Origin of the sequence: Nocardioides sp. (genome assembly GCF_964228225.1) — a bacterium.
Taxonomy (GTDB): Bacteria; Actinomycetota; Actinomycetes; order Propionibacteriales; family Nocardioidaceae; genus Nocardioides.
On record NZ_CAXQZB010000055.1, the window covers coordinates 19,836 to 37,997 of the forward strand.

Sequence of the window (18,162 nt, forward strand, 5' to 3'; positions counted from 1 at the left end):
GGAGGTCAGGCGCCGGCGAGGCTCTGCCAGGCGGTGTAGGCGGCGACGGCGATGAGCAGCAGCGCGAAGCCGCGGCGCAGCGCGGGAGCGGGGAGACGGTCGGCCACGGTGCGGCCGAGCAGGGTGCCGGCCATGGCGGCGGCGGCGAAGGGCAGGATCACGGCCCAGTCGAACTCGGCGGTGGCCGCACGGGCGGCCAGCGAGATCAGGGCGTTGAGGGCGACCACGACCAGACTCGTTCCCACTGCGAGGCGGATCCGCACCTTCAGCACCAGCACCAGGGCGGGCACGATCACGAAACCGCCGCCGACGCCGAAGAAACCGGTGACGAACCCGATGGCGGTGCCGACGGCGAGCAGGGCCCGCCAGGACACGCGGGTGGTGGCGGCGGGAGGTGCGAGGACCGCGGTGGCACCGGTCGCCCCGGGTGCGGTGTCGGGGGCGGTCCCGGGCGTGGTGTCGGGGGCGGTGAGCGCGCGGTAGGCGGCGTCGCGGGCGGCCTCGGCGGCACGGGCCGCACGGCAGCGCCGGCCGCACTCCGGCTTGGCCATCATGACCCCGGCCAGGACCATCAGCGCGGCGAAGCCGGTGAGCAGCACGCGCTCGTCGACGACGCTCGCGAGGTGCGCGCCGAGCCAGGCGCCCGGGACGCCGGCTCCGGCGAGCAGCAGTCCCGTGCGCCAGTCGACCCCGCCGGCGCGGACGTGGGCGATCGCGCCGGTGGCGGCCGCGAGGCCCACGATCACGAGGCTGCCGGTGGTGGCGGCGGCCGCGGACTCGTCGAGGGCGAAGACCAGCACGGGCACGGTGAGGATCGCGCCACCGCCGCCGAGGCCGCCGAGCACCAGCCCGATGGCCAGGCCGAAGCCGAGCACCACCAGCCAGGTCATGACGCCGGCCCGCCGGTGCTCGGCGCCTCGGGGTGCACGATCGGGAGCCCCGCCTCGGCCCAGGCCAGCATGCCGCCGCTCATGTTGACGACGTCGGTGCGCCCGGCGGCGATCAACCGCTCGCAGGCCTGGCCGGACCGGTTGCCCGAGCGGCACACCAGCACCAGCGGACCCTGCGCCGGCACGGTGTCGGCGTCGACCAGGCCCAACGGCAGGTGGTGCGCGCCGGGAGCGTGGCCGGTGGCCCACTCGTGGTCCTCGCGCACGTCGAGCAGCACCCAGCCGGCCGCGCCGCGACGCTGCGCCTCGACGACGTCGACGCACTCCGGGATCGGGGCCCCGGTGTCCATCGGGCTCATCGGGGGCTCCCGCCGACGGGACGCGCGGTGATGCGGTCGGGGGAGGAGAGGTCGGTGTCGAGGGCGAAGCGGTCGCCGCGGATCACCGTCTGGCGCCACTCGATCGGCTGACCGCGCAGCTCGCCGACGCGCTCCAGGTGCAGCAGCGCGACGCTCGCGCGGCCGGCCGGGTCGGCGGGGTCGACGGGCAGTTCGAGCAGCCGCTGCTCGCGCTCGCGGGCGATGACGGCGCGCACCTGCTCGTGTCCGCCGGTGAGGCGCACGCCGCAGCGGGCGTCGAGCTCGGCGTAGAGCGAGGTGCGGGTGAAGTCGGCCTCCAGCAGGGGTGCGGCGATCCGCGCGGGCAGCCACACGCGGTCCAGGGCCAGCGGTGCGTCGTCGAGCAGGCGGAGCCGCTCCAGGTGCACCAGCGGGGTGGACTCCTCCAGGCCGAGCCGGCGGGCGATGACGCCGTCGGCGCGGGCGTCGAGCGCCAGCACGATGCTGCGCTGGGTGTGGCCGGCGTCCTCGGCGGCCGAGAACAGGCTGTAGAGCACGCCCTGGGTGGCGGTGATCGGGGCCGGGGCGACGCGGGTGGGGCGGCCCCGGCCGGCGTCGAGCAGGCCGTCGGCGCGCAGTGCCCGCAGCGCCTCGCGCACGGTGTGGCGGCTGACGGCGTACTCCTCGACCAGGTGCAGCTCGCCGGGGAAGACGTCGTCGAACTCGCCGCGCTGGATGCGCGCGGTGATGTCGCGCTGCACCTGCGCCCACAGCGGCAGCGGGTCGCGGCGATCGGGTCGGGTCGGCATCGGGTCACCCCATCTCTTGACGTCGGGACCCCCGGGGGGGATCCTTCTCCTGATCCAAATGTACGGACATACGGACATGCAGGCAAGATCGCGATCTGTGGAGCAGATCACGTCGGGTCGGCCGTCCGGACCACCAGCGGCCCCGGAGGTCGCCCGCACCAGAACGGAGCCCCTCATGTCCTCCCACTCACCAGCGGCACGGCGCACCCACCACCGGGTCGTCGTCATCGGCGGCGGCACGGCCGGCATCGCCGTCGCGGCCCGTCTGCGGCGCGGCGGCATCGACGGCGGTGACCTCGCGCTCATCGAGCCGTCGGACACCCACTACTACCAACCGCTGTGGACCCTCGTCGGCGGCGGACTCGCCCCCGTGGAGGCCAGTGCGCGACCGATGGGTCGCCTGATCCCCGCCGGGGTCGACTGGATCCGCGATGCGGCGGCGTCCATCGATCCCCGTGAGCGGGTGGTCCACCTCGCGTCGGGGGCACAGGCGAGCTACGACCGGTTGGTCGTCGCGCCGGGCATCCAGCTGAACTGGGACGAGCTCTCCGGGATGGGGGAGGCCGTCCACAGCCCCCGTGCCTCGTCCAACTACTCGCCCACCCTGGCCCCGAAGACCTGGGAACTCATCCGCGGGATGCGCGAGGGCACCGCGGTGTTCACGATGCCGGCCAACCCGATCAAGTGCGCCGGCGCGCCCCAGAAGATCGCCTACCTGGCGGCCGACCACTGGCGACGCGAGGGGGTGCTGGACCGGATCCGGATCGTCATGGTGCTGCCGACGCCCGGGATGTTCGGGGTCCCGGTCTTCGCCCGTGAGCTGGAGCGGGTGGTCGAGAGGTACGGCATCGAGGTGAGGTTCAACAGCGAGGCCGTGGAGTTCCACCCGGACGCGCAGGAGGTCATCGTGGCCGACAACGCGGCGGGCACCAAGGAGGCGCTGGCCTACGACCTGCTGCACACCGTGCCGCGGCAGAGCGCGCCGGACTGGCTGCGAGCCACCGAGCTGGCCGTCCCCGACAGTCCGACCGGCTACGTCGACGTCGACAAGCACACCCTGCGTCACGTCCGGTTCCCGGAGGTCTTCGCGCTCGGCGACGCCGGGTCGACCCCCAACTCCAAGACCGGGGCGGCGATCCGCAAGCAGGCCCCCGTCGTCGCGGCCCACGTCCTCGACTCGCTCGCGGGCCGCGACCTCGGCGCGCACTACGACGGGTACGCCTCCTGCCCGCTGACGACCGCGCGGGACCGTCTGCTGCTCGCCGAGTTCGACTACACCCTCGAGCCGCACCCCACGTTGCCCGTCATCGACACCCTGCGGGAGCGCCGGGACCGTGGGGTCTTCAAGCGCCGACTGCTTCCGGCGATGTACTGGAACGCGATGATGCGGGGCCGTGCCTGATCGGTTCCTGCTCCATGACGACGGCGAGGCCGGCTCCCCCGCGGGGGAGCCGGCCTCGCCGTCGCCGTGACCGGCGGCTCAGCCGAAGGCGCAGCCCCGGTCCAGCCCGAGCCGGCGGAACACGATCGCCGCCGGGCAGAAGCCGGTGATGCTGGACTGCAGGAGGTTGGCGCCCACGAACCCGGTGAGCAGCAGCCACCAGGGCGAGACGAGCGCGACGAGCAGCACGCTGACGAGCGTCATCGTGCCGGCCATCGCCAGCACCGCGCGGTCGACGTTCATCGCCCGAACAGCTTCGCGAGCAGGCCGCCGCGGGCGGGGGCGTCGGGGTGCGACTTGTCGCACCACTGGTCGGCGGGCACGCCGGCCGTCACCGAGGCGATGTGCTGGCCGCAGCCGGCCCAGGTGGTCTTGTGGCAGGTCGAGCAGGTGGTGGGTCGACACATGGGTCTCTCCTTCGTGACGAGGGGTGGTGGGACGGGGTCGGGTCAGCCGTGGGAGAAGGTGATGCGGGGCAGCACGCGCCGCAGCCAGGCCGGGGTCCACCAGGCGGCGCGGCCCGTGAGACGCAGCATGACCGGCAGCAGCACCAGGCGCACCAGGAAGGCGTCGAGCAGCACGGCGACGCCGAGCACGATGCCCATCTCCTTCGGCGGGATCGGGCCGGAGAGGGAGAAGGTGAAGAACACCGCGACCATCACGGCACCGGCGGCGAAGATCACGCGACCGGAGTGCGCGACGGCACCCACCATGGCCTCCTTCGGGTCGCCGGACTTCTCCCAGTGCTCCTTGGCGGAGGCGAGCAGGAAGACGGTGTAGTCCATCGCGATGGCGAAGATCATGGCGAAGAAGAACACCGGCGCCCAGGCGTCGAGGAACCCCTGGGGCTCGAAGCCGAACAGGCCGGCGCCGTGCCCCTCCTGGAAGATCAGCCGGGCGACGCCGAAGGCGGCGGCGGTGGAGAGCAGGCTGGCCAGCGTGCCGAGCAGGGAGATCAGCGGTGCCTGCAGGGCGATGAGCAGCAGCAGGAAGCCGAGCACCAGCACGACGCCGATCACCAGCGGGGTCGACTCGTCGAGCTGCGTCTTGAGGTCGAGGTTCTCCACCGCGGCCCCGCCCACCTGGGCACGGTCGGGCAGGTCGGCGCGCAGCCGGTCGACGGTCGCGGCGAGGGCGGGGTCGGAGGGGTCGACCGTGGGCACGGCCTGGATCAGGGCCAGTCCGCTGGCATCGGCCGCGGGCTGCGCGGGCATGGCGCCGGCGATGCCGGGGTCGGCGGCCAGCACCGTGGCGGCGGCGTCGGCCTGCGTCGCGGGGACGACGATCTGCAGCGCGCCCGGGGCGCCCTCGCCGAAGGCCTCCTGCACGCGGTCGTAGCCGACGCGGGCGGAGGCGTCCTCGGGCAGGACCTTGATCGAGGGCATGGCGGTCTGCAGGCCCAGGATCGGCGCGGCGAGGGCCAGCAGGAGCAGCAGCGAGCCGGCGCCCCAGACGATCGGTCGCTTCCAGAGCCGCTCGCCCCACGCGGCGAACCGGGCGGAGCGGTGCTCGCCGGTGTGGACCCAGCGCAGGGCCAGCTTGTTGATGCGGTCGTCGAGCTTGAACAGCACCAGCGGCAGCAAGGTGAGGGTGGCGGCGAGCACGAAGACCACCGAGAGCATGATGCCGCCGGCCATCGACCGGAAGGACGGGCTCGGCACGAGCATCACGGCCGAGAGCGAGACCAGGACGGTGAGGCCGGAGAGCAGCACGGCCTTGCCCGCGGTGTCCATCGTCTCGGCGATCGCAGCCCGCGGCTCCAGGCCGGAGCCCCAGCGGGCGGCGCGGTAGCGGACCACGAGGAACAGGGCGTAGTCGATGCCCAGGGCGAGGGCGAACATCATCGCGAAGTTCATGGCCCAGATCGACACCGGCACCAGCTCGTTGATCAGCACGAGCGACCCCGCGGAGGCGACGAGGCCGGCGAGGGTGAGCAGCAGCGGCAGGCCGGCGGCGACCAGCGCGCCGAAGGCGAGCACGAGGATGCCGAGGGTGACCGGCCAGGAGAGCATCTCCGAGGTCAGCATCGCCTCGAGGTTGGCCTCGTTGAAGTCGCTCCAGAGCAGCGAGGCGCCGGTCGGGGTCACCTCGACCCGGTCGGTGCCGGCGGCGACCAGCTCCTCCTTGAGGTCCGTGGCCGCGCGCACCATCTCGTTGGTGTCGGCGCCGGCGCCGGCCAGGATCACCGCCGTGGTGCCGTCGGGGCTGACCGTGGCGCCGGGCTGCGGAGCCACGACGGTCGCGATGCGGTCGTCGCGCTCGAGCAGCGCGGTGACGTCCGCGATCACCGCGGGCCCGTCGCCCTGATCGAGCGGGGTGCCGTCGGTGCTGCGCAGCACCACCTGGATCGCCGAGGAGGCGTTGCCGCCGAAGTGGGCGCGCGCCAGCTCGCGCACGGCGACCGACTCCGAGCCGTCGGCCTGCCAGCCGGCGCCCGAGAGGTCCTGCTCGACCCGCGGGGCGAAGATCCCCAGACCGATGACGAGGGCGACCCAGATCAGCGCGACGGCCTTGCGGTGGTGGGTGACGGCGACGCCGAGCCGGCCGAGTGGGCCGGGTCGTCCGCCGTGGTGCGCCTCGTGATCGACCGGCGCGGGTCGGGTGGTGGTCATGGATCCTCCAGTGAGTGCTCCTAACCCCCCGGGGGGTTAGCTTCCTGGGTGACCGTAGCAACCCCCCGGGGGGTTGTACAATCGATGCGTGCGACGACGCCGTCGACCCGCGCGCGACCCTCACCCAGACCCGGGAGCCCCGCCATGACCGACCTCGACCCCGCCGAGATGAAGGCGATCATCACGCGCATGAAGCGCGCCCACGGCCACCTCGGATCGGTGATCCGGATGCTCGAGGAGGGCACCGACTGCGAGTCGGTGCTGACCCAGCTCGCCGCGGTGAACAAGGCCGTCGCCCGCAGCGGCTTCGCGATCGTCGCCACCGGGATGCAGCAGTGCCTGGCCGAGGTCGAGGAGGGGCAGGACGGCGTCGACCCGGCCAAGATCGCGAAGATGGAGAAGCTCTTCCTGTCCCTGGCCTGAGCGCGGGCCTGATCGGGGACTCGGGACCCTTGTGTCGCCGCGCGGCGGCGGCGATGCTCGGGGCTCACCGCACCGAGCCCGCCCCGAGCCCTCCAGGAGTCCATCGATGTACCCCGGAACCTTCGCCGCGACGACCCCCGACAAGCCGGCCGTCATCATGGCCGGCAGCGGCGAGACCCTCACCTACCGCGACCTCGACGACCGCTCGGCCCGCCTCGCGCGTGCCCTGCACGACCTGGGCCTGCGCCCCGGCGACGTGCTGGCGATGCTGAGTGACAACCGTCCCGAGGCGCTGGTCATGTACTGGGCGGCGCTGCGCTCGGGGCTCTACATCACCGCCATCAACCACCACCTCTCGGCCGAGGAGGTGGCCTACATCGTCGACGACAGCGACGCCGGCGTGCTGATCGCGGTGGACGGGCTGGCCGACCTCGCCGCGGCGATCGTGCCGCTCACCCCGCGGGTGCGGCACCGCTTCGTCGTCGGCGACCCGATCGAGGGCCACGCCTCCTACGAGGCCCTGGTCGCCGGAGCCGGGGAGCGGCTGGTCGACCAGCCCCGCGGCGCCGACATGCTCTACTCCTCCGGCACGACGGGCCGGCCCAAGGGCATCCGGGCCGCGCTCATGCCGCTGCAGGTCGACGAGCCCGGCGACCCCGTGTACGCCCTGCTCGGGATGGCGTTCCAGATGGGGCCCGACACCGTCTACCTGAGCGCCGCGCCGATCTACCACGCCGCGCCGCTGCGCTGGTGCGGCTCGGTGCACGCCAACGGCGGCACGGTCGTGATGATGGAGCGCTTCGACGCCGAGGCCGCGCTTGACGCCATCGCCGCCCACGGCGTCACGCTGCTGCAGATGGTGCCCACGATGTTCGTGCGCCTGCTGCACCTGCCCGAGGAGCGTCGCGCGGCCGCCGACGTCGACACGCTGCGGATGGCCGTGCACGCCGCGGCGCCGTGCCCGCCCGAGGTCAAGCAGGCGATGATCGACTGGTGGGGGCCGATCCTGGTCGAGTACTACTCCTCCACCGAGGCCAACGGCCTGACCATGATCGGCTCCGCGGAGTGGCTCGAGCACCGGGGCTCGGTGGGCAAGGCGCTGCTCGGCGTCATCCGCATCTGCGACGACGACGGCACCGAGCTGCCGGCGGGCGAGATCGGCACCGTCTACTTCGAGCGCGACGCCGTGCCCTTCGCCTACCACAAGGACGAGGGCAAGACCGCCGCCGCGCAGCACCCCGCCCACCCGACGTGGACCACGGTGGGCGACATCGGGTTCGTGGACGCCGACGGCTACCTCTACCTCACCGACCGCAAGGCGTTCATGATCATCAGCGGCGGGGTGAACATCTACCCCCAGGAGATCGAGAACGTGCTGGCGCTGCACCCGGCCATCGAGGACGTCGCGGTGATCGGGGTGCCGGATGCGGAGATGGGCCAGCGGGTGCGGGCCTACGTGCAGCCGCGCGCCGGCGTCGTCGGCACCCCCGAGTTGGCCGAGGAGATCCGCGGCTACGTGCGCGAGCGGATCGCGGGGTTCAAGGTGCCGCGGGAGGTCGAGTTCCTCGAGGCGATCCCGCGCACGCCCACGGGCAAGCTGGTCAAGCGTCGGCTGGAGGCCCTGACGGCGTGACCGGCCTCATTAAGACCCGTCTTTAATCTGCGCTCGGGCTGTGGTTGACTCCGGGGCGTCCCCCGCCTCGGAAGGTCCCCCATGACGCTCGACCCCGCCGCCGACCCCGTCGTCGCCCTCACCGCTGCCCCTCCCTCCGGTGGCGGCGGACGACCCGGGCCGCTGGCGAACGCCGAGCGACCCCGCACCGCGGTGGTGGTGCAGGCGCTCAGTGCCGTCGTCCTCGGGATGGCACTCGTGTTCGTCTCGCTGGGGCAGCAGGCCCTGTCCGAGGTGGGGGGCGCCTGCGCGAGCGGCGGACCGTACGTCAGCCGCGCCGCGTGCCCCAGCGGTGCGGGCTGGCTCGGGGCGGCGATCCCGCTGCTCATCGTCGCCACGATGCTCGGCCTGGTCACCGCCGCCGGCAGCCGGACCCCGCTGCCGGCCTTCCCGATGTGGGCCGGGCTGTTCGGCACCCTCGGCGTCGGCCTGCTGCAGGAGGACGGCACCGCGGCGAGCGTCGTCGGCGGGGTGTTCCTGGTGATGGCGCTGCCGGGTCTCCTCCTGGCACTCGCGGCGCTGCGCGCGCGCCCGGGCGACGCGCCGTCGGCGCGCGGGATCCGGGCCCGGTGGCTGCTGGCCTACGTCGTCCTCGGTGGCCTCGGCGTCGGGCTCGGTCTCCTCGTGCACGCCCTGGTGTGACGCGCCCGGCGGGACCCCTCAGATCGATCGCGCGCGAGCCGATCGAGGGGGAATGACCCTCGCCCCACCGTCGTCGGCCTGCCTGGCGGGCCCTGCCGCGGCGGCGGTGCCGGCCGATCCGGCCGACCTCCTGCTCCACCTGCTCGACTCCGCCCCCGACGCCGCGCTGCTGGTGGGCTCCGACGGCACGGTGCACCACGCCTCGAGCCGCACCGCCGGGCTGCTGTGGCGCGACCCCGCGGACTGCCGCGGCCGGTGCCTGGCCGACCTGGTGGCCCCGGAGTACCGCGCGCGACTGGGCGAGCGCGTGGAGTGGACCGCCGCGGTCGGCGGCCGCCGAGCGGCGGGATTCAAGGTCGCCCTGCTGCACCCCGACGGCGCCGTCACTCCGGTGCGCATCTGGCTCGCCGACGCCGGGATCCCGGGTCGTGTCGTGGTGTGGCTGCGCGAGGTCGAGCCGCGTGAGGACGCCGGGGTGCCCGCCGCGATCGCGGAGATCAACGACGCGGTGCTGCAGGACCTCGCCGCCGCCTCCTACGCCCACCAGCGCGGGCAGCACCAGGACGTCGCCGACGCCATCGGTCGGGCGGCGCTCGGCGCGCGCCGGATCCTGCGGTCGCTGCCCGCCCCCTTCCGGGCCTCGCGGCCCCGTCGCGCCGCGACCGGTGAGGCTGCGGGGGCGGTGGATCCCGGGACGGCCCGTGCCTCCGCGCACCGCGGCGTCGTGCGCACCTTGCTGGCCGACGACTCCGCCGTGGTGCGGGCGCAGGTGCAGGCCGTGCTGGCCTCGATCGAGGGCGTCGAGATCGTCGGCGTCGCGGCCGACGGCGTCGAGGCGGTGGAGGCGGCCCGTCGGCTGCGGCCGCACCTGGTGCTGTGCGACCTCTCGATGCCGCGGCTGGACGGTCTCGGCGCGATCCGCGCCATGCGCCGGGACGATCCCGAGGTGCGGATCGTGGCCCTCTCGGGCTACGCCGGCGCCCAGGTCGCGGGCGAGGCCCTGCGCCACGGCGCCTCGGCCTACCTCGAGAAGGGCGGGGCACTGAGCCGCTTCGCCGCCGTGATCGACCAGCTCTTCCCCGAGCGCACCCGGGCCGGTGCGCTCAGCGTGCCCGTGTCGCCGGCCGCCCGCGGCGGCGACCCCGACCTCGTCGCGCTCTACGCCCACGAGCTCCGCACGCCCCTGACCACCCAGCTGCTGTGCGCCGACCTGCTGCTGGAGGGCGACACCCTCGTCGACGCCGACCGCCGGCTGGTCGAGCGCGCGCGCGGCAGCGGACGCCGTCTGCAGCAGCTGGTCGAGGCGATGGTCGACGCCGGCCGGGCGGGCGCGGGCTCCCTCAACATCGTCGTCGAGCCGGTCGAGCTGGCCCTGCTCGTGCACCGGGTGACCGGCGACCTCGGCCACCTGCTCACCCGGGACCGGCTGCTGCTGCGCCAGGAGTCCGGCGGCTGGGTGGCCGCCGACCCGCTGCGCGTGAGCCAGGTGCTGGAGAACGTCGTGTGCAACGCCGCCAAGTTCGGACCCGCGGACGCGCCGATCGAGGTGACCCTGCGGGCCGTGGAGGACCGGATGGAGATCGACGTCGCCGATCACGGGCCGGGGATCCCGACCGCGGAGCGCGAGCGGGTCTTCGAGCGGTTCGCCCGCCTGGACCGGCGGGCGCCGGGGCTCGGGCTGGGGCTCTACCTCGCCCGTGAGATCGCGCGCGCCCACGGCGGTGACCTGCAGGTGCTGGAGCAGGGCACGACCCCCGGCGCCACCTTCCGCTTCAGCCTGCCGCAGCTGCGCGGCTGACCTCCCCGATCCGGTCCCTGCTCAGGCCGGCCGGGACGACCGGCGGCCCCGCCGCAGCAGCCGCGGGCCCAGCAGCAGCACGCCCAGCACGACGGTGGTGACGACGACGAACGACGTCGCGGTGCCCTCGCCGGCGACCCGGCGCGCGATCATGCCGAGCACCACGGTGTCGATCCAGACCAGTAGGCCGGGGGCCAGGTCGGCCGGGTGCCAGCCGCGCGGGCGGCCGACGACGACGAGCGCGGTCCACGCCACGGCGAGGCCGAGGAGGAAGGGGCCCGCGGTCTCGAGCACGCCGGGCACGCTGAGACCCTCCTCGTGACTGCTGCGGCCCACGGCCGCGAAGAGCAGGACCGCCACGACGTCGATCGGCAACCACCACATGCCGCCATCCTCCCAACATCCGTGTGTTCCCCCCTACCGCGGCCCCGTCGGGCACGGCAGGCTGGGCGCCACGCCGGGGCGAGGGGCTCCGGCGCGCCGACGAAGGATCGCCCCATGAGCCTGCTCCGCCCCCGTCCGACGACGCGGCGCCTCGCCGTCCTCGTGAGTGCCGTCGCCCTGGCGGCCTCGACGCTGCTGCTCCCCGCTCCGGTGCAGGCGGGGCCGCCCGGCACGTGGAGCAGGGTGCTCGAGAACGTCGCCGCCACCGGCCGCAGCATCGCCTCCGCGCGTGGCGACGACGGCCGGCTGCACGTCGTCGCCGTCGGCGACACCAGCGGCGGCAAGCGCCTCACGCACGTGACGATCGACCGCCAGGGCCGGGCGGTGCTCGGTTCGGAGTCGGTCATCGTGAGCGGATGGGACGCCATCGCCTCCACCGTGCAGCTGCTGCCCCAGCCCGGGAACGGCCTCATCGCCTACTGGGTGGGCAACGACCCCGACGTGGCCGGGGTCAACGCGATCTGGTCGGCGTCGAGCGCCGACGGCGGCCTGACCTGGGGGGCGGTGTCCTCGGCCTTCGGTGACACGGTCCCCAACGGCACCGACACCCTCAGCGTCGTCGCGACGCCCGGCGGCTCCTCCCGTGCCGGGTACTCCGACGCCAGCACGGTCTTCGTCGACGGCCCTGCCCAGATGCCCAGCTCCTTCGCCTCGCCCTGCGGCGCCTGCATCGACAACGTCACCCTCACCGCCCTCGCCGACGAGTCGGTGGACCTGACCTACACCCTCAACGGCGGTGCCCCGGGCACCACCGGCACCTTCACGCGCAACGTGGCCTTCTGGGTCAGCGACCCGATCAAGGCGCCGAGCTCCAGCGTCGGCGGGGCGGCCAGCGGCAACCAGCAGGCGGTGCCGGCGGTGGTGCGCGGCTCGAGCGTCGTGCGCGCCTACTGCGTGGGCTACCCCGACTGCGACTACGTCGGGCTGTGGGCCGGCGGCACGAAGGTGGTCAAGGTGCCCGGCTCGGCGGACGCCCGCAACATCATGCTCGCCGTCGACGCTCCGGGCCGGCTGTGGGTGGCGTGGGTGGGCAGCGACCGGATCGTCCGTGCGGTGCGCACCTCGCGCACGGGCTTCACCTTCGGCGCCCTGCGGCGGCTGCAGGCCCTGCCCGAGACCGTCGACCCGATCGGCGGTGACGCCCAGCCGACGCGCTTGGACCTGCTGGCCGTCACCGACGGCAACGTCTTCCACCAGCAGGTGCTGCCGGGCCTCACGCTGCGCGTGTCGCCGCGCTCCTTCGACGGCGACCGCCGTACCCGCGTGACCGCGCGGGCCACCGATGCCGGAGCCCCGGTGGCCGGTGTGCGGATCAGCGCGCGTGGTGCCCGCTGCACCACCGCCGCCAACGGGAAGTGCACCCTCACCTTCGCCCCGCGGGGCCCGGGCCGCCTCCGGGTCAGCGCCACCAAGGCCGGCGACTACGCACCGGCCACGGCCACGCTGCGCGTGCGGAGCTGACGGACCGCTGACGCGCCCGACCGACGCCCGGACTGACGCTCGGACCGGCGCCTCGCGGGACGCGGGGCGTCAGTAGTGGCGGCCGGTGACCACGGGGAGGTCGCGGAGGGTGACCACGCCGGGCGGTGCGGCCACCACGGCCGGGACGGCGTTGAGCGCGGGCATCGCGGTGTAGATCATCCCCGCGCCCATGAAGCCGGGCTCGTCCCAGTCCTGCGGCGGCAGGCAGTGCAGCACCGTGCGGTAGTTGGGGCGCCCGAAGACCTGGACCACGTGGCCGTGGGCCAACGGCTTGGGCGGGTCGACCAGGCCCATCGTCCAGTTGAACCCGACCGAGACGACGTTGCGCTCGCCCACCCAGCCGCGGTGGTAGCCGAACACGCTGCCCACCGTGCCGGCGGGGATCGTCATGAACCCGAGGTCGGCGTCGGTGTGGGCGGGGGTGAAGACGACGTCGAAGGTCATCCGGTCCAGGGTGACGCCGAGGGCGTCGGCCATCATCGCGGCCGACTCGGCGAACACCTCCGACTCGGTGCGGACGTAGTCCGCCAGCCCCGGGGTGCCGGGGTCGCGGCCGAAGCCCATGTGGCTCATCGTGCCGGCCGACTCGTAGGTGGAGCAGTCGACGGACTCGGTGATGCGGATCTCGTCCACCCGCTCGCAGGCCCCGGAGAGCACCATCCCGACCATGTTCGTCAGGCCCGGGTGGGCGCCGGAGCCGAACATCGTCGCGCCGCCCCGCTCGCACGCCGCCGCGATCCGGGCCCGGTCGGCCTCGGGGTGACGTCCGCCGGTGATCCAGGCCGCGGTCGAGACGACGTTGATCCCGGCGCCGAGCAGCCGCTCGAGCTCGTCGAGGTCGCACCACAGCGGGTTGTAGCTGCAGGCGTCGGGGGCCAGTGCCAGCAGCGCGTCGACGTCGTCGGTGGCCAGGACGCCGGTCGGCTCGGGCCAGCCGCACAGCTCGGCGGCGTCGCGCCCGACCTTGTCCGGGCTGTGGGCGTAGACCCCAGCCAGCTCCAGGTCGGGGCGGGCGAGGATCGCGTGCAGGGCCCGGGAGCCGATGTTCCCGGTGGTCCACTGGATCACCCGCAGCGGGCGGTCGGAGGCGCTCATGGACGCTGAGTAGAACGTGTTCTCGTTTCGTTGTCCAGGGTCGCCGCCGCAGGCCTGTCGGCCGCTGAGATCCGGGGTCAGCGGCGCAGCGGCGGGGCGGTGATGACGACGCCGTCGTCGAGGCCGAGCACGTCGAGGGCGTGGCGGGCCATCGCCGCCTCGCCCCGGGCGTTGGGGTGCACGACGACGGGGTTGGTGGTGCCGACGACCGGCTCGATCCAGCGGCGGGTCACCGGCGCGCAGGCGTCGCGGCCGCGGGAGACGCGGGAGAAGTCGACGAAGGTGAGGTCGCGGGCCCGGCGGGTGGCGCGCTCGATGGTGTCGTTGAGCACCCGCTGCAGCCGGTGGAGGAACGGGAAGTCGCCGGGGGCGATCGGCAGGCCGACGCACGAGCCGCGCTCCGGGGTGATCCAGGGGTAGCCGAGCACGGCGATCGTCGCGTTCGGGGCGGCGGCGCGGACGGCCCGGAACGCCTTCACCAACTGGGGGAAGGTGCGGGTGCGCACGGTGCGCAGGTAGTCGGCCTGGTGCTGCTCGGTGCAGGGCCGGCCCTGGTAGCCGGCACTCAGTCCGGCCACGGCGCAGTCGCGGATGGAGCCGATGAACACGCCGTTGTTGTTGCCGCCGATCGTCATCGTCACCAGGTCGGTGCGGGCGCTCAGCGCGGCCAGCTGCGGCGGGGTCTGGGGGTAGAAGCGGCTGAAGTAGTGCTTGCTCTGCGCGCCGCCGCAGGTCACGTCGGTGAGCACCGCGCCGGTGACCCGGGCGATCACGGCGGGGTAGTTGCGGGTCGAGCGCAGGCACTGCAGGGGTGCGTCGGTGGCCACCGGCAGCACGCCCGAGGCCGCCGAGTAGCTGTCGCCCATCGCCACGTAGTCGATCCGCTCCTCACCCGCGCGCGGCGACGACGGCGCGGCGGCGGTCGACGTCGGGGCGAGCAGCGCGCCGAGCATGGTGCCGAGGAGCAGCACGCTCAGCAGCACGGTCGGCAGGGGGGACGAGGGGCGCGGCGAGGGGCGGGTCACCCCGCCATCCTCACCCATGGAGCGCCGCGCCGTCCCCGTCCCGAGGTGGATCGTGGCCGCACCCGGCCCCGGAGGTCAGCGGGGGCTGAGGCCGTCCCAGGTCATCACCCAGTACTGCACGCCGTAGGGGTCGTCGTCGTAGGCCACCCGCGCCGGGGCCCAGGAGACGAGCTTGGCCGCGGCCAGCAGGGGGTCGACCTCGGCCCACAGCTCCTCGCCGAGGCCGGCCTCGGGGGCCTCGCCGTCGCCGTGCAGCCAGGCGCGCACGGCGTCGTCGAAGGCGTGGGCCCGCTCGTCGAGATGCCCGGGGGCCTTCTCGGTGCGCTTGGCCGAGCCGTTGCCGACCACGAGCAGCCCTCGGCCCGCGCCCCTGCGGGCGCCGGCGGTGGCGGCCAGCAGGTGCTCGGCCACCCGCGCGCCCTGGGGCGTGGCGATGACGTCGACCTCGGCCGGGAGGGCGGTGACGGCGGTGAGCGCGGCGGTGCGCAGCGCACCCAGCGGGTCGCGCTGGGCGGCGTAGGCCGGCAGCAGCGCGAGGGCGCCCGGCACGAGGACCACGCGGTCCGGGGTGGAGACGACCTCGGGGGTGGGGATCAGCTCGGTCACTGGAGTCCTCGAATCGCGAGGGCGGGGAGACGACGCCCCGCGATGGTGTTGGCCATGTCGACGGTCATCCGGGTCTCGACGACCTCGTGGACCCGGTAGATGCGCGCCCCGGCGAGGGCGCAGGCGGTGGTGGCGGCGAGGGTGCCGATCAGGCGCTCCCCGACGGGCCGGTCGAGCGACTCGCCCACGAAGTCCTTGTTCGACACCGACACGAGCACGGGGTAGCCGGTGGCCACCATCTCGTCCAGGCGCCGGGTGATCTCCAGGGAGTGGAAGGTGTTCTTGCCGAAGTCGTGGGCGGGGTCGATCACGATCGCCTCGCGCTTGACGCCGGCGTCCAGCGCCCGCTGGGCGTAGGCCAGGGTGTCGTCGATCGCGGCGCGCACGACGTCGTCGTACTCCAGCCGGTAGGGGCGGGTGCGGGGCGTGACGCCGCCGGTGTGGGTGCAGATGATCGCGGCGTCGTGGGCGGCGGCGACGTCGACCAGCTCGGGGTCGGCCCCGCCCCAGGCGTCGTTGAGCACGTCGGCGCCGGCGCGGCACACGGCGTCGCCGACCTCGGCGCGCCAGGTGTCGACCGAGATCACGACCTGCGGGAACGCCTCGCGCACCCGGGCGACGAAGTCGACCACGCGCGACTTCTCCTCGGCGGCGTCGATCTCGACGCCGGGCGCGGCCTTGATGCCGCCGATGTCGACGATCTCCGCACCCTGGCCCACCACGGTGGCGACGCGCTCGAAGGCCTTGTCCTCGGCCCAGGTGGCGCCCTGGTCGTAGAAGGAATCGGGCGTGCGGTTGACGATGGCCATCACCAGGGTGTCCTCGTCGGCGAACTGGTGACGGCGCAGCTGGAGGGTCATCTAGTCGAGGAACTCCTGGGCGGGACGCCGTTCGGTGACGTCGACGGTCCGGTCGTGCGGGTGCACGGCCGGCAGGGCGGAGGGAGCAGCGGGGGTGCCGCCGGGGCGGCGCGGGTGGAACTGGCGCAGCACCGGGGCGTCGTCGTTCTTGGTGGGCAGGCCCGAGCGCGCCAGGCTGGCGGCGGTGATCTGCAGCCCCATCGCGGCGAGGTCGAGCAGCGGCTGGTGCCGGTGGGCGCGGCGGCCGAGGTCGACCTGGGCCAGGGCGCCGGGGCCGGCGAGGTTGACGGTGTCGATGAGCGCGGCGAGCTCGACGGCGTAGCCGGTGGGCACGTGCAGGGAGGCGAAGTGGTCACGGCGGATCGCCCACTCCCCGGCCAGCGGCTGCACGAGCTCGGCCAGGTCGGGGTGGAGCAGGGAGATCAGGGGGCGCGCGACGAGCTCGGTGACCCGGCCGCCGTCGAGGGCGCCGTGCTCGCCGGGGCGCTCGTAGAAGCCCTTGACCAGCAGCACCTCGGGGTGGGTGAGCAGCGGCCCGAGCAGGCCGGGCACGAAGTGGGTGTCCCACTCGGTGAGGTCGGCGTCCATGAACACCAACAGGTCGCCGGTGGTGACGAACAGCGACTTCCACATCGCCTCGCCCTTGCCGCGGAAGCTGCCGAGGTCGGGGCGGATCTCGGCGGCACGGAACACGCGGGCGCCGGCGTCGGTGGCGACGTCGAAGGTGGCGTCGGTGGAGTCGGAGTCGATGACGACGATCTCGTCGACCAGGTGCGCCGACTCCATGAGCGCCTCGCGGCTGCGGGTGACGACGTCGCCGACGGTGGCGGCCTCGTTGCGCGCGGGGACGACCAGCGAGACCCGCAGCCCGCCCTTGAGGCGTTGCAGGTCGGCCAGCGACCAGTCGTTCCAGCGGCCTGTGAGCACCTCACGAGCCTAGGCAGCCCGCGCGGGCCGCGCCCCCATCCCTTCGGATGTCCGCCCTCGGGGTGGGGCGCACGGCCGGGCCGGGGGTCCGCTCGGGGTGGCCCGGACGCCGTCAGGACGCGGCGCACGGGCCGTCAGGGTCGCATCAGGATGGTCGCGGCGCTCTGGCGATACACCCCCGCGGGCGGGTGGAGTGGGGGACATGGCCCCTCCCGCTGGACCCGTCCTGCTCCTCGTCCTGATCGCTGTCGCGGCGGTGCTGTCGCTGGGGATGCGACTGCTGCTGCCGGACGCCTGAGCGCCGGTGCGTGCGCGCGACCGGCCTCAGGCCGGCGGTGTCAGCTGGTAGGAGGAGCCGCCCACGGTGGCGATCCAGGAGCGGCCGCCGTCGGCCTGGCGCAGCTTGCGCTTGAGCGAGGCGACGGTGAGGTCGGCGAGGTAGTCGGACTCGATGAACTCCCCGCGCCACACCGACTCGACCAGCGCCGCGCGGGCCCACGGCGAGCCGGGCGTGCGGGCGAGCAGGGCGAGCACGTCCCACTCGCTGCCGGTGAGCGGCAGCGGGCTGCCCTCGAGCAGCGCCAACCGGGCGGCCGGCACGATCACGAGCCCGCCGCCGACGTCGATGACCTCCGCGGCAGGGGCGCTGCGCTCGCGGGGACGACGCAGCAGGGCGGCGACGCGGGCCCGCACCTCCCGCGGCGAGAACGGCTTGACCAGGTAGTCGTCGGCGCCCGCGTCGAGGCCGACGAGCCGGTCGGCCTCGTCGCTGCGACCGGTGATCATGACGATGTAGGCGTCGCTGAACTCGCGCAGCCGCTGGCACACCTCGGTGCCGTCCATGTCGGGCAGGCTCAGGTCGAGGGTGATGAGGTCCACCGGCTGCACCCGCACGTGCTCCAGGGCGGCGTCGCCGGAGGAGGCGGTGTCGACGTCGAAGCCCGCGCGGCCCAGGGTGATGGTGAGGAGGTCGGCGATCTCGGAATCGTCGTCGATGACCAGCGCCCGGCGCCGCTCCTGTGTCACTGCCTGGTCCTCTTTCGTCGCCGCGGCCCCCGGTGGTGCCGTGCCGGGACCATGGTGCCATCACCGCCCCTG

19 protein-coding genes are annotated in these 18,162 nt (G+C 74.2%); 6 read left to right on the forward strand and 13 right to left on the reverse strand.

Annotated features, from left to right (window positions below; translation table 11 throughout):
• Positions 1 to 5 precede the first annotated feature (5 nt).
• Genes ACERUJ_RS14095 through ACERUJ_RS14105 form a run of 3 tightly spaced genes read right to left on the reverse strand, consistent with a single transcriptional unit; the run spans position 6 to position 2,037 of the window.
• Positions 6 to 890, reverse strand: a complete 885-nt coding sequence (locus tag ACERUJ_RS14095) for a sulfite exporter TauE/SafE family protein (protein WP_370249292.1) — start codon at positions 888 to 890, stop codon at positions 6 to 8.
• Positions 887 to 1,249, reverse strand: a complete 363-nt coding sequence (locus tag ACERUJ_RS14100) for a rhodanese-like domain-containing protein (protein WP_370249293.1) — start codon at positions 1,247 to 1,249, stop codon at positions 887 to 889. Before ACERUJ_RS14100 ends, ACERUJ_RS14095 begins: the two co-directional genes overlap by 4 nt.
• On the reverse strand, positions 1,246 to 2,037 hold the full coding sequence (locus ACERUJ_RS14105; protein WP_370249294.1) for a GntR family transcriptional regulator: 792 nt from the start codon (positions 2,035 to 2,037) through the stop codon (positions 1,246 to 1,248). Before ACERUJ_RS14105 ends, ACERUJ_RS14100 begins: the two co-directional genes overlap by 4 nt.
• Before the next feature lie 175 nt (positions 2,038 to 2,212).
• Between ACERUJ_RS14105 and ACERUJ_RS14110 the strand changes: the two genes are divergently transcribed.
• Positions 2,213 to 3,439, forward strand: coding sequence for an FAD-dependent oxidoreductase (locus tag ACERUJ_RS14110; RefSeq protein ID WP_370249296.1), 1,227 nt, complete (start codon positions 2,213 to 2,215; stop codon positions 3,437 to 3,439).
• A gap of 78 nt (positions 3,440 to 3,517) precedes the next feature.
• Here the strand turns inward: ACERUJ_RS14110 and ACERUJ_RS14115 are convergent, their stop codons facing one another.
• From ACERUJ_RS14115 to ACERUJ_RS14125, 3 genes are read right to left on the reverse strand one after another with little or no spacing between them, the layout of a single operon-like run.
• Positions 3,518 to 3,721, reverse strand: a complete 204-nt coding sequence (locus ACERUJ_RS14115) for a DUF2892 domain-containing protein (RefSeq protein WP_370249298.1) — start codon at positions 3,719 to 3,721, stop codon at positions 3,518 to 3,520.
• Positions 3,718 to 3,885 (reverse strand): hypothetical protein, encoded by a 168-nt coding sequence (locus tag ACERUJ_RS14120; protein WP_370249299.1) that lies wholly within the window; start codon positions 3,883 to 3,885, stop codon positions 3,718 to 3,720. Before ACERUJ_RS14120 ends, ACERUJ_RS14115 begins: the two co-directional genes overlap by 4 nt.
• Positions 3,886 to 3,927: 42 nt before the next feature.
• Positions 3,928 to 6,090, reverse strand: coding sequence for an MMPL family transporter (locus ACERUJ_RS14125; protein ID WP_370249300.1), 2,163 nt, complete (start codon positions 6,088 to 6,090; stop codon positions 3,928 to 3,930).
• A gap of 144 nt (positions 6,091 to 6,234) precedes the next feature.
• Here ACERUJ_RS14125 and ACERUJ_RS14130 point away from each other — a divergent pair, with 144 nt between their 5' ends.
• The 4 genes from ACERUJ_RS14130 (at position 6,235) to ACERUJ_RS14145 (ending at position 10,625) form a co-directional block, all read left to right on the forward strand.
• The gene (locus ACERUJ_RS14130) at positions 6,235 to 6,513 is read left to right on the forward strand and encodes a metal-sensitive transcriptional regulator (RefSeq protein WP_370249302.1); all 279 of its coding nucleotides are present in this window, start codon (positions 6,235 to 6,237) and stop codon (positions 6,511 to 6,513) included.
• A 106-nt stretch (positions 6,514 to 6,619) separates the two neighbouring features.
• Positions 6,620 to 8,146 (forward strand): acyl-CoA synthetase, encoded by a 1,527-nt coding sequence (locus ACERUJ_RS14135; RefSeq protein WP_370249303.1) that lies wholly within the window; start codon positions 6,620 to 6,622, stop codon positions 8,144 to 8,146.
• 81 nt (positions 8,147 to 8,227) lie between these two features.
• Positions 8,228 to 8,827, forward strand: coding sequence for a hypothetical protein (locus tag ACERUJ_RS14140; RefSeq protein ID WP_370249305.1), 600 nt, complete (start codon positions 8,228 to 8,230; stop codon positions 8,825 to 8,827).
• 52 nt (positions 8,828 to 8,879) lie between these two features.
• Entirely contained in the window at positions 8,880 to 10,625 is a 1,746-nt protein-coding gene (locus tag ACERUJ_RS14145; RefSeq protein ID WP_370249306.1) for an ATP-binding protein, read from the forward strand.
• Between the two features lie 21 nt (positions 10,626 to 10,646).
• Here the strand turns inward: ACERUJ_RS14145 and ACERUJ_RS14150 are convergent, their stop codons facing one another.
• Positions 10,647 to 11,009: a DUF3054 domain-containing protein gene (locus ACERUJ_RS14150; protein WP_370249307.1), complete on the reverse strand. Its 363-nt coding sequence runs from the start codon at positions 11,007 to 11,009 to the stop codon at positions 10,647 to 10,649.
• A gap of 114 nt (positions 11,010 to 11,123) precedes the next feature.
• Here ACERUJ_RS14150 and ACERUJ_RS14155 point away from each other — a divergent pair, with 114 nt between their 5' ends.
• The gene (locus tag ACERUJ_RS14155; RefSeq protein ID WP_370249308.1) at positions 11,124 to 12,530 is read left to right on the forward strand and encodes a hypothetical protein; all 1,407 of its coding nucleotides are present in this window, start codon (positions 11,124 to 11,126) and stop codon (positions 12,528 to 12,530) included.
• 69 nt (positions 12,531 to 12,599) lie between these two features.
• On the opposite strand, the gene ACERUJ_RS14160 is transcribed toward ACERUJ_RS14155, so the two are convergent.
• The 6 genes from ACERUJ_RS14160 to ACERUJ_RS14185 form a co-directional block, all read right to left on the reverse strand.
• Positions 12,600 to 13,646: a hypothetical protein gene (locus ACERUJ_RS14160; RefSeq protein ID WP_370249309.1), complete on the reverse strand. Its 1,047-nt coding sequence runs from the start codon at positions 13,644 to 13,646 to the stop codon at positions 12,600 to 12,602.
• Positions 13,647 to 13,723: 77 nt separating this feature from the next.
• Complete coding sequence (locus ACERUJ_RS14165; RefSeq protein WP_370249310.1) at positions 13,724 to 14,671, reverse strand: SGNH/GDSL hydrolase family protein; 948 nt, start codon at positions 14,669 to 14,671, stop codon at positions 13,724 to 13,726.
• A 75-nt stretch (positions 14,672 to 14,746) separates the two neighbouring features.
• Positions 14,747 to 15,277 carry a hypothetical protein gene (locus ACERUJ_RS14170; protein WP_370249312.1) on the reverse strand — a complete coding sequence of 177 codons (531 nt, stop codon included), beginning with the start codon at positions 15,275 to 15,277 and terminating at the stop codon, positions 14,747 to 14,749.
• Positions 15,274 to 16,137, reverse strand: a complete 864-nt coding sequence (folP, locus tag ACERUJ_RS14175) for a dihydropteroate synthase (RefSeq protein ID WP_370249314.1) — start codon at positions 16,135 to 16,137, stop codon at positions 15,274 to 15,276. Before folP ends, ACERUJ_RS14170 begins: the two co-directional genes overlap by 4 nt.
• The gene (locus tag ACERUJ_RS14180) at positions 16,138 to 17,064 is read right to left on the reverse strand and encodes a glucosyl-3-phosphoglycerate synthase (RefSeq protein ID WP_370249315.1); all 927 of its coding nucleotides are present in this window, start codon (positions 17,062 to 17,064) and stop codon (positions 16,138 to 16,140) included.
• Between the two features lie 324 nt (positions 17,065 to 17,388).
• A complete protein-coding gene (locus tag ACERUJ_RS14185) occupies positions 17,389 to 18,090 on the reverse strand; it encodes a response regulator transcription factor (RefSeq protein WP_370249316.1) in 702 nt (233 codons plus the stop codon).
• Positions 18,091 to 18,162 lie beyond the last annotated feature (72 nt).